Origin of the sequence: Haploplasma axanthum, from assembly GCF_900660745.1 — a bacterium.
In the GTDB taxonomy this organism is placed as follows: Bacteria; Bacillota_I; Bacilli_A; order Acholeplasmatales; family Acholeplasmataceae; genus Haploplasma; species Haploplasma axanthum.
Map to the genome: position 1 here is coordinate 1,805,982 of NZ_LR215048.1, position 16,573 is coordinate 1,822,554.

The 16,573-nt window shown below is 27.9% G+C and carries 15 protein-coding genes; 2 read left to right on the forward strand and 13 right to left on the reverse strand.

The features are described 5' to 3' along the window. Window positions 1–3: 3 nt before the first annotated feature. The gene (locus tag EXC62_RS08290; protein WP_162140183.1) at window positions 4–945 is read right to left on the reverse strand and encodes an ABC transporter permease; all 942 of its coding nucleotides are present in this window, start codon (window positions 943–945) and stop codon (window positions 4–6) included. A gap of 137 nt (window positions 946–1,082) precedes the next feature. On the opposite strand from EXC62_RS08290, the gene EXC62_RS08295 reads away from it, so the two are divergent. Next, window positions 1,083–2,102: a LacI family DNA-binding transcriptional regulator gene (locus EXC62_RS08295; RefSeq protein WP_026390438.1), complete on the forward strand. Its 1,020-nt coding sequence runs from the start codon at window positions 1,083–1,085 to the stop codon at window positions 2,100–2,102. 446 nt (window positions 2,103–2,548) lie between these two features. Here EXC62_RS08295 and rlmD read toward each other — a convergent pair whose 3' ends face one another. Further along, a complete protein-coding gene (gene rlmD / locus EXC62_RS08300) occupies window positions 2,549–3,880 on the reverse strand; it encodes a 23S rRNA (uracil(1939)-C(5))-methyltransferase RlmD (RefSeq protein WP_026390439.1) in 1,332 nt (443 codons plus the stop codon). 159 nt (window positions 3,881–4,039) lie between these two features. On the opposite strand from rlmD, the gene EXC62_RS08305 reads away from it, so the two are divergent. Further along, window positions 4,040–4,549, forward strand: coding sequence for a glutathione peroxidase (locus EXC62_RS08305; RefSeq protein WP_026390440.1), 510 nt, complete (start codon window positions 4,040–4,042; stop codon window positions 4,547–4,549). Between the two features lie 33 nt (window positions 4,550–4,582). Here EXC62_RS08305 and asnA read toward each other — a convergent pair whose 3' ends face one another. The 11 genes from asnA to phoU form a co-directional block, all read right to left on the reverse strand. Then, window positions 4,583–5,566: an aspartate--ammonia ligase gene (gene asnA / locus EXC62_RS08310; RefSeq protein ID WP_197724340.1), complete on the reverse strand. Its 984-nt coding sequence runs from the start codon at window positions 5,564–5,566 to the stop codon at window positions 4,583–4,585. Window positions 5,567–5,637: 71 nt separating this feature from the next. Next, window positions 5,638–5,937 carry an ArsR/SmtB family transcription factor gene (locus EXC62_RS08315; RefSeq protein ID WP_026390442.1) on the reverse strand — a complete coding sequence of 100 codons (300 nt, stop codon included), beginning with the start codon at window positions 5,935–5,937 and terminating at the stop codon, window positions 5,638–5,640. 1 nt (window position 5,938) lies between these two features. Continuing rightward, window positions 5,939–9,376, reverse strand: coding sequence for an Ig-like domain-containing protein (locus EXC62_RS08320; RefSeq protein ID WP_026390443.1), 3,438 nt, complete (start codon window positions 9,374–9,376; stop codon window positions 5,939–5,941). Then, window positions 9,373–9,630: a type B 50S ribosomal protein L31 gene (locus EXC62_RS08325; protein ID WP_332307595.1), complete on the reverse strand. Its 258-nt coding sequence runs from the start codon at window positions 9,628–9,630 to the stop codon at window positions 9,373–9,375. Before EXC62_RS08325 ends, EXC62_RS08320 begins: the two co-directional genes overlap by 4 nt. 131 nt (window positions 9,631–9,761) lie before the next feature. Continuing rightward, window positions 9,762–10,247 (reverse strand): methylated-DNA--[protein]-cysteine S-methyltransferase, encoded by a 486-nt coding sequence (locus EXC62_RS08330; RefSeq protein ID WP_035375696.1) that lies wholly within the window; start codon window positions 10,245–10,247, stop codon window positions 9,762–9,764. Beyond that, window positions 10,244–11,098: a mechanosensitive ion channel family protein gene (locus EXC62_RS08335; RefSeq protein ID WP_162140184.1), complete on the reverse strand. Its 855-nt coding sequence runs from the start codon at window positions 11,096–11,098 to the stop codon at window positions 10,244–10,246. The genes EXC62_RS08330 and EXC62_RS08335 overlap by 4 nt, the downstream gene beginning before the upstream one ends. Window positions 11,099–11,182: 84 nt before the next feature. Continuing rightward, on the reverse strand, window positions 11,183–11,707 hold the full coding sequence (locus EXC62_RS08340) for a 4Fe-4S cluster-binding domain-containing protein (protein WP_035375697.1): 525 nt from the start codon (window positions 11,705–11,707) through the stop codon (window positions 11,183–11,185). Next, entirely contained in the window at window positions 11,688–13,967 is a 2,280-nt protein-coding gene (locus EXC62_RS08345) for an anaerobic ribonucleoside triphosphate reductase (protein WP_026390446.1), read from the reverse strand. The genes EXC62_RS08340 and EXC62_RS08345 overlap by 20 nt, the downstream gene beginning before the upstream one ends. A gap of 148 nt (window positions 13,968–14,115) precedes the next feature. Next, window positions 14,116–15,216: a sensor histidine kinase gene (locus EXC62_RS08350; RefSeq protein ID WP_162140185.1), complete on the reverse strand. Its 1,101-nt coding sequence runs from the start codon at window positions 15,214–15,216 to the stop codon at window positions 14,116–14,118. After that, window positions 15,217–15,882: a response regulator transcription factor gene (locus EXC62_RS08355; protein WP_052589857.1), complete on the reverse strand. Its 666-nt coding sequence runs from the start codon at window positions 15,880–15,882 to the stop codon at window positions 15,217–15,219. Between the two features lie 12 nt (window positions 15,883–15,894). Continuing rightward, window positions 15,895–16,560 (reverse strand): phosphate signaling complex protein PhoU, encoded by a 666-nt coding sequence (phoU, locus tag EXC62_RS08360; protein WP_026390449.1) that lies wholly within the window; start codon window positions 16,558–16,560, stop codon window positions 15,895–15,897. Between the last annotated feature and the right edge of the window lie 13 nt (window positions 16,561–16,573).

Below are 16,573 nucleotides of genomic sequence, written 5' to 3' on the forward strand. Positions count from 1 at the left end.
ATATCACCACAGACTATTTTCGCTAAATTTCTTAGCACTATAATTAGCAATTACTAATAAGACAATATTTATTAGTGAGTTAAACAAACCAATCGCTGCAGCATATCCAGGCTCAGAGTTTCCAGTTAATCCAATCTTATATACATAAGTTGAGATTATTTCTGAAACTACTGAGTTAGGCCCAGTTTGCATTAACAACACTTTTTCATGTCCAACGCTTAGTAAACTACCAATAGACAAAATTAATAATATTGATATTGTCGGAAAGATTGCAGGTAGATCGATATTTTTAATTCTTTGCCATCTACTTGCTCCATCAATTGTTGCTGATTCATGAAGTTGAGGATCAACTCCAGCTAAAGCAGCTAAATAAATAATTGAAGACCAACCCATTTCTTGCCAGTTACCTGATCCTATAAATAAGGGTCTAAACCACTTAGACTCAAGCATGAAGGAAATACCATCTCCACCAAAAGTCTTAACGATACTATTGACTAATCCGTATTCACCAAAGAATAAGAATATCATCCCTACTAATACTACAACTGAAATAAAGTGTGGAGCATTGAATATCGTCTGAAAAACTCCCTTTGTTTTTTTACTTCTAATAGTATTAAGTAGTAAAGCAATAATAATAGGTAATGGAAATCCAATTATAAACCCTAAAAAACTTAAGATAAATGTATTAAACATTAGCGATCCAAAGTTATAAGCTTCGAAAAAGCGTCTAAAGTTATCAAATCCAATAAATGGGCTCTTAGAGATTCCAAGTGCTGGATTATAATCTTTAAATGCTATTGTAATTCCATACATTGGAATATACGAAAATACAAAAACAAAAATTAGCGCCCCTGATAACATTACTATTAAAGGCCAACTTTTTTTAAGGTTTGCATTTCGTCTTTTTTTACTAATGTCCACTTCAAGAACATTCTGATTTTGCATAAAAATCCCTCCGTTGTAGTTCAATTATATAAACTCATTTTTTATGAGTCAACTTTATTTTTTAATTAGTGCATTTGCATACGTAACCGCTTTACTTTTGTGCATTTGCACTATATAATAGGGTTGGTGATAATAATATGAATAAAAATATAACAATTAATATGATTGCTGAAGAACTCGGTTTATCTAGAAATACCGTTTCAAAAGCATTAAATAATCAACATGTATCTGAATCAACAAAAAAATTAATTATAGATAAGGCTGAGGAACTAGGCTATAAAGGTTATGGGTTTTATAGAGAAAGAAAAGAACTTAACACTCTCAAAATATTACTCCTTGCAGGAAAGCCTATCTATGACTTAGATTTTTTCATTAGTTTTGCTCGAGGTGTTGAGAGAACCGACACCAAATATAATATTGAAATATTCCAATATACATTTGGTACTAATACTACATTCAAACAACTTGGAGATTATTTAGACTCATTAAAGATTGACGGTATTATAGGAATCGAATTATATTCAAAAGATTTGCTTGAATATATTTTGAAAACCAAAATACCTACTGTTTTTATCGATGCTAGTATTGATTTAAAACATAAAAATGGAAATTTTGATGTTTTACTTATGGAAAGTAGAGATAGTATATACAAACTCTGTAACTACTTAATAGCCAACGGATTTAACCGATTAACCTTCTGTGGTGACCGAGATCACTGTATTGGATTTAATGAACGCTTTTTAGGTATGCGAGACTCATTAAGTGATATTGGTCATAGAATAGATATGGAACAACAACTCCTTCTACCCGATGATTCTCCATTCGGTGATATTTCTTGGATGACAAAACAAATAAGTGCTTTAAAATATAAACCTCAAGCGTTTATTTGTGCTAATGATAGTATTGCATCCAGTGTTATTAATGCTTTAAAAACTCTGAATTATAAAATCCCTCATGAGGTCCAAGTAATTGGATTTGATAATACTATTGAATCAACAATTTCAATTCCTCCAATCACAACAGTTAACGTTGATAAAGAGTTACTTGGTCAAGAAGCTTTATACCTTTTGGTCGATAGAATAAACAGACCAAATAGTGCAATTAAAACAATCTATATTGATACTAATATAATTTTTAGACAGTCTACTAAAAAGTAACTGTGTAGGGCTTCAATTTTACTCTTATTTTTATTTAATAATAGTAATTTATACTTAAAAAATATATTCAGAGATTTTAAGTACATTCATCTATAAAATGATATCCGTAAGTCCTAATGAGATTGTATACTGTATTGCTGGAACCAAGAATTATTCAGACAATGAGTTCAAAGAACGACGTTTTGAGTTCTTAAAAACTGAACCAATCATTGTGGAAACATATCACACACCCGATGGCTTAGCTAAAATGTTATATCGGGTTGTAGTGATATAATTTTTTACGAAATAGATGTTCTCACACTCAAGAAAATATATGCTTAAAGCATAGTTTGATGTTTCCACATTGATTTCGATATGTTTCCACATTGGGCAAAAAGTAAAAAAGAAGCATTTAACCCAGTTTTTAAGGGAAAAATGCTTCTTGTTCTATTATACTAACGGCTTTGTTAAGCGGTTTTTAAAGAAAGCAATACGATGTTTTCAACGTGTGCTGTTTGTGGAAACATATCTAGTGGAGTTATTGATTTAACTTTATATTTTGTTGATAAAAGCTTTAAATCATTAACTAAAGTCTTTGGATTACATGAAACATAAATTACTTCTTTTGGTGCTGATTTAAGAATATACTTACATACTTCTTCACCTAGTCCAATTCTTGGTGGGTTAAAAATCATTTTATCAAACTTTTGTTTTAGAAAATCAATAATTTTGACAAAGTCACCAGTAATTGTTTTTATGTTTGTGATTTTATTATCTTCTAATGAATAATTCATATCATTAACTGCAGATTTAATTGATTCAATCGCTACTACTTGTTTAACATATTTGCTAACATGTGTGGCAATTGTTCCAACTCCAGAATATGCATCTAAGACAACATCTTCTTTATTGAATGTTGCTTTTTCAATAATCATGTTATACATTTTTTCAGCTTGTTTCGTATTTAACTGGAAGAAAGCAAACGGAGTTAAATAAAACTTATAATCATTAAGATACATTGTTAAGTACTTTTCACCTTTTAAAAGTTTTAATTCTCCTTCATAGATATCTGGACTATTCTTATATTTTGGAACATAGTTTTCATATACACCAACAACATTAGGATTTTTTTTCATTATTTCATCAACTAAGTTTGTTAATTTTGTTTTAACTTTAGTTACTAATGTTAATTGAACTTCACCAAATTTATTAACTCTTAATGATAAACTAATAATTGTTCCTTTTTTAGTCTTTAAATCATATGCATTAATCTTATGCTTATCTAAAATTGGTAAAATATTTTTAACAGTCTTTTCAATTGCTTCTTCTTCAATAATTAGACTATCAACAACAAATAATTGATTTCCACCTCTTATATAATTAGCCATCATATTTTTGCCATTTTGATATGCAAGTGGAATATATGCTTTATTACGATAATGTAATTGATTATCTGAAGGGATTGTTGATCCTAATTTTACATCCTTAGTTTCTTTTTTTATTTTAGTCATTAACAAAAAACGAACAATGTCTTTTTTATATCTTAATTGTTCTTGATAATCAAGATGTAATAAATTAATACTACCGCTTTTCATGTAATATGGCCAAGTAACATCTCTTCGATGTTTAGAAGGTGTTATAACATGTTCAAGTTTTGCTTCTAATGCCCCTCTAATATTAGTGAACAGTTCTGCTTCAACTTCTTCACCTAAATATGCATAATAAATATATACTGGGCTTTTTTTATGATAGGCAATTCCTTCACCATCACTACCCATTCTTTCAATTTTAAATTTCATTTTTTCTACTTCCTTAAACTTATCTAAATAATCGTGTTTATTATATCATTATTTCTTTTAATAACATATCATATGGTTTATCTTTTAATATGCTAATCAAATGTCTTTTTTGAATTGCTATGCTATACTTTAATTATAAAATATAGGAGGAATAAATTTATGAATTTATATGATATTTCAGTTGAAGATACTAACAACAAAGAAATAAAACTTGATAAATATCAAGGAAAGGTTTTATTAATTGTTAATACTGCAACAAAATGTGGTTTTACAAAACAATATGATGGACTACAAAAACTTTATGAAAAATATCGTGATCAAGGATTCGAAATTTTAGATTTCCCTTGTAACCAGTTTCTTATGCAAGCTCCTGGAAGTAATCAAAAATTAGCTGAGTTTTGTTCAATAAACTTTGGAACTACTTTCCAAACATTTGCTAAAATTAATGTTAATGGGAAAAACGAACATCCTCTTTATCACTACTTAAAAAATTCAAATCCATCAAACATTAAAAGTCACTTAGAGTCATCACCTTTATCAGGAAAGATTAAATGGAATTTCACTAAGTTTTTAATTGATCGTGAAGGTAATACTGTTGGTCGATATGATTCTAGTGTAACTCCTGAATCATTAGATGAAACACTATCTCACGTTTTAAATTCAAAATAATTATTTAAGTACTCTTTTTAAAAGGGTATTTTTTTATAGATAATCAATTTTGTTTTTAGCAAAATACTCCATTTCGTCATCATTCCAAATTGATGCTTGAACTTCTGCAATATGAGTTTTTTCTAGTAATAACATACATAATCTTGATTGTCCAATTCCTCCACCAATTGTTAATGGTAATTCTTCATTCAAAATCATTTTATGATAAAGTGTATTAATATCTTCTTCTCTATTCACTTCTTCTAATTGTTCTAAAAGAGAATCTTTATCAACTCTAATTCCCATAGATGATATTTCAATAGCATCATCTAATATTTCACTCCAGATTAAGATATCACCGTTTAAATTCCAATCATCATAATCTGCTGCACGTAAATCATGGATCATTCCGTTTTCAAATTTCTTACCAATTTTTTTAATAAAGACTGTTTTATGTTCTTTAGTGATTAATCTTTCTCGTTCTTTATCGTTTGAATTAGGATATAAATCATATAAATCACTAGCATCAATAAAAAATACCTCTTCTTTAATTTCATCTTTAAGCTCTTGATATGACTTTCTTACTAAGTCTTTTGTTTCTTTTAATGCTTTTACTATTTTTTTAACGATTTCTTCTAAAAAATCTTCATTACGATCTTTTCTATCAATAACTAATTCCCAATCCCATTGATCAACATAGATTGAATGTGTTTTATCAGTAATATCTAAAGGTCTAATTGCATTCATATCAGTATATATGCCTTCATATAAATTATAACCATATTTTTTTAAAGCCATTCTTTTCCATTTAGCAAGTGATTGCACAATTTCAACGTTATATCCTAGTGTTTTTATATGAAAATTTAAAGCACTATTTTTTATTCCTAAATCATCATTTATTCCTTTATTACTCTCAACAATTATTGGTGCTGATACACGATCAAGATTTAACTTCTTTGATAGTTCTTTTTCAAAATTATCTTTAACTATCTTAATTGCTTTTTGAGTTTCTTTCATTGTTAACTTAGACTTATACATAATAGTAATTCCTCTTTTCATACATTATCTTTAATATTATACCAAAAAAATAAAGGAAACGACTGTCTCCCTTAGTTTTTTTCTTCATTAACATGTATTATCGCAGTTTCAAATATATCATATACATGTTTATCATATAAACTGTAGATTACTTCTTTTCCTTTTTTATCTTTAGTAACCAAATTAGCAACTCTTAAAACTCTTAATTGATGTGAAACTGCACTTTGTGTTACTCCAATTAATTCTGAAATAGTTGTTACATTAAGTTTAGTATCTTTTAATACATAAAGAATCTTAATTCTAGTTGGATCTGAAATAACTTTAAATAGATTACTTATACTAGTAATTGTTTTAATATCAATTTTTTTCATTTTATAAAATAATTATTATTACAGCTGTTTCAAACAAATCATCAAAAATAACTTCTATTTTAGTGTTTTCTTTAGTGAAAGCAGTACCTGTTTTTACAAATCCATTATTAGTTAAAATTGCTTCATATGTACTAACAAAACTTAAATCACTTCCATTCACATCAATAGCAATCGACTCTTTACTATAACCATGAACTTTAGCACTATAAACTAAGTTCTCTAATTCAGAATCTTGATCAAATAAGGGTATTCCATATTCATTAAATAGTTTTGTTAAATCTTGATGTTCTTTTCCATATGACGGATCAGTTGTTATACTTATTGAAACAATACTAAAATCACTACTGTTTGAATAGTATATAAAATAATCATTATCTTCTTTATATAATGCACCTGTGTATTCATTATTAAACCATCCTAAGTCTAATAGACTATTAATAAATGATTCTAATTCTTCTTTACTCGTATCATATATCTTGAAGTCAAAATCTTCATCATCTTGATATTTTTTAATAACATAATGAGTAGAATTTAATTCTCCATATTTTGGTAATTCATCTTTAATAATTGCATTTATTTCATCACTTGGATATTCACTTATTTTTTGAATTGTAATATCTATTGTACGATATGTACTTAAATGATCTTCAATTACCATAATAAATGTTTTTTCATTGTTTATATATCCATCATGTTTCAAACTATAAACCCATCCTTCTAAACTATTTATATAGCTATCAATTGACGAAGACGTTGCTCCATAAATTAAGATTAATAATTTGCCAACTGATAAATCTTCGTCATTAAGTGAAATTGATGAAAAACCTGAATAAGCAATTAAATTATTATTAGGTAATAATTCATTAATCTCACTAACAGGCCATTCTTCATAGAATCCCTCTGTAATTATTTTATGAATTTGGATTTCAATTACATCTCCACCGTGATATTTCAAATTATGAACAATAATAAAATAATCTAATCCATCTTTAAAATATCTTGCTCCATGAGCATTTTTTATTTCAGAGTTTACCCATCCATCAGCCTCTAGTAATTCATAATAGTTAAATACTTCTGTTCTATCATCTTCAACCCCAAGTATTTCAATAACACTATATTCTTCCTTTACATCAAAGAATGCACTTTTACTATTTGGAAATTCTGGAAGTTCAAATCCTACATTCTCTTTTAACTCTTTATTTGGCCATTCATTTACAGTATCATCATTTAATTTAGTTATCTTATATTCAATTGTTTTTCCACCATGGTCCATACTATTATGATATGTTATTAAAGCATTTACTCCATCTTTAGTATAACTACCACCATGAAAACTATTAGTTGATGATTTAATCCAACTATCATTTATTAGTAATAAATCATACTTTTCTAGTGCCTCTTTATCATCTTCAATATCACTAATAACAATCTCTAAACCCCCATTTGACAAATGGTTCACTTTAAAATGAACATGTCCTGGAAACTCTGGAAGTTTAAATCCAAAATGCTCAAAGATTTCATCATTAGGAAATCCATGTTCATGATCATGTTCTTTTGAAATTGTAAAATCAATTGTTTCAATATCATCATGTGATTCATGATATGAAATCTCAACATCATCTTTGATATAAGTACCTGCATGTGTTGTCGGAGTACCTTCTGGTACCCATCCATTACTAGTTAATAGTTCTTGATAAGCTATGATGCTTGCTTCTCTATTTGTAACTTTCGCATTAAATACAAATTCATTTGGAATATTTGTTATTTTGATACTTTTTATGTTTTCAAAATTAGGAATTTCAATTTTATATTCATTATTAATAAATCTAGTAATATCATCCCATGTTAATGCTAATTCTCTAAAAACAATATCAACGACTTCTGGACTACTTGGCATCATCATTATTGTAATTCTATAGTTATGCAAGTAATGATCCATCATTATTGTTACTGGGTTTGATTTAAAAATAGTCCATCCAAGTGTTTCTAATTGTTCAATATACTCATTAACTTTAACTACACGATCAATAACACCATTAATTGTTAATATTTTTTCTTTAGAATCATAAGCTGCTTGATTAAACGTTTTAAAATCAGGCATTGAAAAACCTAAATCATTACTAATTTCATCACTTGGCCATCCAGTTGGTTCATCATCTATAATACTAAACGTAAATGTAATTATATTTCTACCATGTGGCAATTCATTATGATAACTTAATGTGAGATTAGGTTTTTTATAAAGATATCCCACATGAGAATCATTATTAGGGTTTTTAATCCATTCTTCATTAAAAGTATTTAAGAAATCTTCTAAACTTGATTCCAATAGTTCACTCGCAATTGTAACATCAACAATTATTGAATTACTTTTTTCAATTATAGTCATCTCATTAACATTTTCAAGTTTATTAATTGTAATCTTAAATTTATCACTAACAGCTTTTTGTGCATCATTCCATGTTTTTTCATGCTCATGATTATGTTCTTTAGAGATTGTAAAATCAATTGTATCTTCATCATCATGTGATTCATGATATGAAATCTCAACATTATCTTTGATATAAGTACCTGCATGTGTTGTTGGAGTACCTTCTGGTACCCATCCATTTGTATTTAAAACATTTTGATATGCAGTTATTTTTTCTTTTCTATTATCCACTTTAATATTAAATTTAAATTCTGCTTCTTCACTTATAAAATTAAACTCTGTTATTCCTTCAAATAAAGGTAACTCAACATTAAAATGTATAAAAACTTCTTCACTTAATTCTTCCCATGTATGTATTTCATGATTATGATCGTGATCTTTTTTACTTATTAGTAAATCAATTGTTGTTCCATTATGAACCATATTATTATGAAGGCTTATTGTATATTCAAAATCATTATGCTTGAATTTCCCTGCATGTTCATCAAAGCCTCCATCTAGTATCCACCCTAAAGATATTAACAAATCTTTATATTGATACATAGCACCACTATCATTTGTAACACCACTTATTTCAAGTTTTAAACTCTCATCAGTCTTAACTTCATTAACACTTGTGAAATTAGGAAATGCTGGTAAGTCAAAACCTGCAAAAGATTTAATTGAAACACTTGGCCATAACTTATCAACAACATTTACTATTATTTCTTTTTTAATTTCTGGTTGTTCTTTAAGTGAGATTGTAACTATTGTGTTCCCTATTTTTAAACCTTTTAATACTCCGTTTGTTACTGTAGCAATTTCATCATTATTTGATACAATTGAAACATCTTTGTTTGTTGTATCAGCAGGGATAATTTTATACTCAAGCGTTACTTCACTATCAACATTTAAATAAATATTTTCATTTGTTATCGTGATATATTCCGCTTTAATTATTTTCTTATTACATGCTAATAATGTAATTGAAATTATCATTAAAACAAATATGCTTAATACTTTTTTCATTTAACTGTTCCTCGTTTTTGGTATTTTTTATTAAACTTATCAACTCTACCTTGAGCTTGTATAAATGTTTGTTCCCCTGTATAGAAAGGATGTGAACTTGCCGATGTATCCACCTTAACCAGTGGATAAGTATTACCATCTATTGTATATATACCTGTTTCTTTAGTAGTAATTGCAGAATCAATTAAATATTGTGTCTTTGTTTGACTATCTTCAAATATTACTAATCTTGTTTCTGGATGTATGTTTTTCATAATTATTCCTCCTTGCAAATCATTCGCATTTACTATTCTATATCATTTGCAAACTATTTGCAAGTCAAAAACAAAAAAACTAGACTTTAATAAATCTAGTTTCATTAATCCTTTATTTAATATCTCTGTTTTTAAATACGATAATCTGTTATTCCTTCTAATCTCAGTAATTCTTCTTTTACATCAAGGCCTTCAGAATAACCTGTAAGTTTCTTATTTTTTCCTATAACACGATGACAAGGAACAACAATCATCACTGGATTTCTACCAATGGCACCTGCAACAGCACGTGTTTTTTTAGTATCTCCTAGTTCTTTTGCTACATCAATATACGATACTGTTTTACCAAAAGGAATTTTAAGTAGTTCATTCCAAACTGAAAGTTCAAAGTCGGTTCCTTCTAAATCAAGTGGTAAAGTAAATACTTTCCTTTTTCCACCAAAGTACTCTTTTAATTGATCTATATACTTACTAGTTTTAACTTCATCTTTTACTAATTTATACTTATTATTATCGTTAAAACCCTTTGTTGTTAAATGAAATAACCCTTTATCACTTACAACAATTAAGTATTCACGATTATTTTCTTTGAAGAAATCATAGTATAAAGTTCTCATTTTTGTTCCTCCATCTTAACAAACACTGTATTTTCAAATCTTATATTATTCTTTATTAAATGCTCAGCCAACTTATTTCTAAAATCAGGTTCAATTGCATTTTGTTTTCTAATTTGAGTTTTAAAAACAATTCTTAAGTTCATCCCATTATCAAAAGATGTAATTACTGCTGTTTCAGGTGCACTTATAATATCTGGATTTGAATTTTTATAATCTAAAATAAATTTTTTAAAATTAGCAGAATTAATATAACTGATATCAAATTTAGCATTAATCTTAAAATCAATAATAGCCACCGAGAAAAGAACCGTTTGATTAACAACTGTTTTAATATCACCATTATTAATGGTAATTACTTGACCACGCCAATTTTGCATTTTTGTTCTTCTTATTCCGATATCAGTAACTGTTCCAACATTTCCGTTGATTTCAACATCATCACCAATGCTAAATGTTTTTTCAATTATTAAGAAAAAACCACTTATTACGTCTTTAATTAGTTCTTGTGCACCAAAACCTACTGCAAACGCTAAAACACCAGCACCGGCTAAAACAGGCATAATATCTATACCTAATTCTTTCAGGATCATAATAACAATCCAAAAAGCAAAAAGTGCTTTTACAATATTATTAATTAATCTTCTAACCGTCATTTGCTCTTTAGTTTCTTTTTTCTCATATTTCTTTGTCTTAATTAAGAATCTCTTTACTAGTTTAAAGACAATACTTGCAAGAAGTAACCAAAAAATAATCATTACGATAGCAGCAAAAAAATCAACTAATTCTGAATTTGTAATAAATTTTTCAAAAAGTTTTTTTATTAAATTTCTAATTTGATCAGCAATATTCATAATATCTAACTCACTTTCTTATGTTTATTATACCTTTTTTTCAATCAAAAAAAAAGGGAGCAACTAGAGTCACTCCATTTAAATTTATTCAAATGATTCAATTATAGCAAGTTCTTTTTTACTCCAACTATTCTTTAAATCAATAATTCTTTGATTACTACTACCCCTAAATAAAAGATTTAAGTTTTTTAAAATATATTCAAAAGGTCCATCAACTAAATAATCAGCCTCCATTAATATATTATTAACATGAACATTATTCATCTTTATTAGTTCTTCATAATAATATCCACTATATAATAAAACATTTAAATCTAATTCTTTAGCTTTTCTAACCAAATATAAAACTTTATCAGGTTGGATAAATGGCTCTCCACCACTAATCGTAATTCCACTTAATAATGGATTTTTACTAAACCCATCAACAATTTTATCTAGTTTTTCAATATATCCACCAATTAATGGTTGAGTAGCTTCGTTATGGCACATAAAACAACGCTTTGGACATCCTTGCGTAAAGACAACATATCTCATACCAGGACCATCTACTATTGACTCTTGAATTATTCCTGATAATCTTATTTCATCTTTATTTAATATGCTTGACACGTTCTTCAACTTCCTTACGTTTAGCGTCATTGAATCGGTCTAATGTTCCTACTAAATAACCAGTAATTCTTCTAATACGATTAAATTTAGCACCTTCAACTTCTTTTCTTCCACATTTAGGACATTCATCATTAATAATTCCTACAAATCCACATACAGGATCGTGATCAACAGCATGATTAATTGAACCATATCCAATATTTTTCTTTTGCATATAACGAACTATTTTTTCTAATGCAAGAACATTCTTAGATGCATCCCCATCTAATTCAACATAACTTATATGTCCACCATTAGTTAATGCATGATATGGAGCTTCTAGATCAATCTTTTCAAATGCAGTTAGTGAATAATAAACTGGAACATGGAATGAGTTTGTATAGAATTCGTGATTTGTTACACCTTCAATACTTCCAAATCTCTTTCGATCCATTTTCACAAATCTTCCAGATAGACCTTCTGCTGGTGTTGCTATTAAGCTAAAGTTTAATTTATATTGTTTAGCTAACTCATCAGTACGTTTACGCATATGTGAAATAATCTTTAATCCTAAGTCTTGTGATTCTTTTGACTCACCATGATGTTTACCTGTTAATGTCTTTAACGTTTCAGCAAGTCCAATAAATCCGATTGCTAATGTACCGTGTTTAATTACTTCATCAATTTTATCATTTTTAGATAGTTTTTCACTGTCAATCCAAACACCTTGTCCCATTAAGAATGGAAAATTATAAACATGGAAATTCTTTTGAATATCTAGTCTTTCTAACAATTGATCTGCAACTAAATCAATTTTTTTATCTAATTCCTTGAAAAATTCATCAATATTTTTATGTTCTAGTGCAATTCTTGGTAAGTTAATACTTGTAAAACTTAAATTACCTCTACCAGTAACAACTTCTTGTTCTGGATCATGAACGTTTGCCATAACTCTAGTACGACAACCCATATATGCAATTTCAGTATCAGGATTACCTTCTTTATAATATACTTTATTAAAATCAGCATCAATAAATGAAAAGTTAGGGAATAATCTTTTAGCACTTGTTTTTAATGACAGTTTAAATAAATCATAGTTTGGTTCACCTGGATTTAAATTAACTCCTTCTTTAACTTTGAAAATTTGAATTGGGAATATTGGAGTCTCACTTTCTCCCATTCCTGCTTCAGTAGCTAACAATATTTGTTCAACAACTAATCTTCCTTCGTGAGATGTGTCTGTTCCATAGTTAATTGAACTAAATGGAACTTGTGCTCCAGCTCTTGAATGCATTGTGTTTAAATTATGAATTAATGATTCCATTGCTTGATAAGTATCTCTAATTGTCTCCTTTGTTGCTCTTTCTTTAACATAATCAAGGATATGTCTAGCTTTATCTTTTGGTAAAACTTTAACTAATTCTTGCTCAATTTCATCGTTATAAAGTTTAGGTACTAACCCCTTATTTTCTAACTCATCTAAAACTGATTTAACATTCAAATTTATGCCTTCAAAATCAAGGATATTTTCTAAATTATAACGATATTTTCTACGATATGTTTTTCTTACACCAATAGCTAAATCATAGTCGAATTTTGGAACACTTTGCCCACCATGTTGATCATTTTGGTTTGACTGTATTGCAATACATGCAAGTGCAGCATACGTTTTAATATCTTGTGGTTCACGCACAGATCCATGGCCTGTTTGAAAACCATTTGTAAAGAGTTTAGTTAAGTCGATTTGACAACATGTCATAGTCATTGTTAAAAAGTCTAAGTCATGTATATGGATATCTCCTTGTTCATGAGCTTTTGCATGTTCTGGTTTTAAAACAAAGGTTTTATTAAACTCTTTTGCTCCTTCACTTCCATATTTAAGCATCGCTCCCATAGGTGTATCACTATTAATGTTGGCATTTTCTCTTTTTAAATCTGAATCATCGCTCTTTGAAAAAGTAATGTCATGAAAAGTCTTCATTAAGCGGTTTTGTTGGTCTCTTATTCTACTTCTTTCTTCTCTATATAGAATATAAGCCTTAGCAACTTCCTTCATTTGATATTGAATTAGAATCTCCTCAACAATATCTTGAATATCTTCAACCGAAGGCACTTGATCTTTATATCTTGTATGAGCAGTATCAATCACTTTAGTTGTTAATTCTACTGCTTTTTTACTATCACCGTTAATTGATTCAATTGCTTTTTGAATTGCAGATCTAATTTTAAGTGAATCAAACGGAACCTCTCTTCCATCTCTTTTTCTTATTTTTTTAATCATATTTTTTCCCCCCAACATTTTTTGTAAATCAATTATAAGTCATTTAGACTAGATATACAAGGGCAAAATTATGTTTACATCATTTTCATTTTCAAATGAAAAGACATGAAAAAAAACCATTTATTCTTTCATAAATAAGCTTCCAATTTCATTTAAATTTAACTGTTATTGTTGTACCTTTATTAATCTCTGATTCTACCTCAATTTTGCCATGATATTTAATCATAATATGCTTAACAATGGCAAGTCCAAGACCAGTTCCTGGCTCTAATCGTCCTTTATCTATTCGATAGAAACGTTCAAAGATTCTTTGATGGTGTTCTGGAGCAATTCCTATTCCATTATCTTTAACTGTAAAGACTATTTCATTTAATTTATTTTTATATAGATTAATAAAAATACTACTATTTTTCGGACTATACTTAATTGCATTTTCAATTAAATTCTTAAATAGTTTATTCATATCAAGTAAAACTGCTTCATATTTAACATCTGTTGTTTGATAATTAACCTTAATATTTTTATCAACGATAAATCGATCAAGTGTTTCTAACGTATCTTCTAAAACACGTTTTAGTGCCACAGTTTCTTTATTCTCATCATTTGGAACTGCTTCTAATCTTGATAAAGTTGACATATCATCAACTAGTAATGACATATGATTAGCTTGTTTATAGATTCTATTTATTATATCTTTATAGTCATTTTCTTCGACCATATCAAGTGAAACTAACTCACTATAACCAAGAATTGCAGTCAAAGGTGATTTTAATTCATGTGATGCATGAGCAAAGAAATCTTTTTTTGTTTGCTCAACTACTCTAGTTTCTGTTACATTTTTTAAAATAACAATAATAGCAACATCTTGATTTCCACTTTTGGGACGATCTTTAATCGAATATACATTAACAGCATAGATATCACGTTTGTAATTAATATCAAATAATGAATAATCAATTTTATTTTCAATAGCATGTTTAATTTTGTCATTTTTTAAAATCGCTTCAGCATCTAATCCTATACTTTTATTATCAAGTGATAAAACTTCTGCTGCATCTTTATTATAAAAAAGTAGTTTGCTTTGATCATTAAATAAAAGAATAGCTTGGTGCATTGTATCAAGAATTTTTTCAAGTTGTTGTTCGATAAGCAAATTATTCTTATGATTATTAATATTAATTTTATCTCTTAAGAGAAAATATAAAAGAACAAGATTAATTATTAATAAAACAACTGCAACATATATCATCTACTCAACCCCTAATTTATATCCAACACCATAAACTGTTTCAATCACTACTTTTGAATTAACATCCGCTAATTTTTTTCTAATTGCTTTAACATGCATATCTAATGCTCTAGTTTCACCCATAAAACTTGTTCTCCAAACATCAAGAAAAATTTGTTCTTTCGATAAAACTTCATCATTCTTTTTAATTAAGTACATAAAGATTTCATACTCTTTATTTGTAAAAATGATTTCTTCACCTGCAGCAATAACTTTATGCTTTTTAGTATCAATCTCAACATCATGATATTTAATGATTTTATTGCTTGAAACTTTTCTAAGTTTCGCTTGAATTCTTGAAGTTAATTCTAAAATACCAAAAGGCTTAGTTAAATAGTCATCTGCTCCTGCATCAAGAGCAATAACTTTATCCATTTCACTAAATAATGCTGAAACAATAATAATCGGTAATTCTTTATTAGTTTCGCGAACTTTTTTTAATAGTTCTAAACCAGAAGTATCTGGAAGCATAATGTCTAATAAAATTAGATTAGGCTCTTTTTTTGCATATGCATCAAGAAATTCTTTACCTGTTTGGAACCCTTGTCTTTCCAAACCCATTTTTTCCAAAGTTTTATCAATAATATAAGATATACTTTGATCGTCTTCAACAAAATAAATTAACAATTTCGTGCCCTCCTAAAATAATGGTGTTGATTTATGATTTCCACTTACAATAAATATAATCCATTCACAAATATTAACAGCATGATCTCCAATTCTTTCAATATATTTAGCTACCATTAATAGATATACTGATAAATCAGGATCGATTGTTTCTTCTTTTAATTCTTTAACGATTCTTTTAATAATTTTTTGGAATAATTTATCCACTTCATCATCAACAGCAATAACTTTATTTGCTAATTCGATATTAGTCTTAAATAATGCTTCAACACTGTCTAAAACCATTTTTTTAGCAATCTCAGCCATTTTAACTGTTGTAGGAATTACACGTTCACTTTTAAGATTAGCAGTATTAATTGTAATCTCTGCTATATCAATAGCATGATCTCCAATTCTTTCTAAATCTGTAATTAATTTTAAAATACCTGTTACTAATCTAAGGTCACCTGCAAGTGGTTGTTCCTTCCAAATTATTTTTAATGCTCTTTTAGATATTTCTTCTTCATATCGATCAACAACATCATCTCGCAAAATAATTTCTTTTGCTAAGTCAATGTTATTATCTGCAAATGCTTTAATACTATCATTAATATTTTTAATAACCGTATTAGCCATCTCAATTACTTCTTTTTTTAATTCATCTACTGCTTCTTGTAGTCCTCTTCTTAGTGCTGTCATATAGATACCTCCA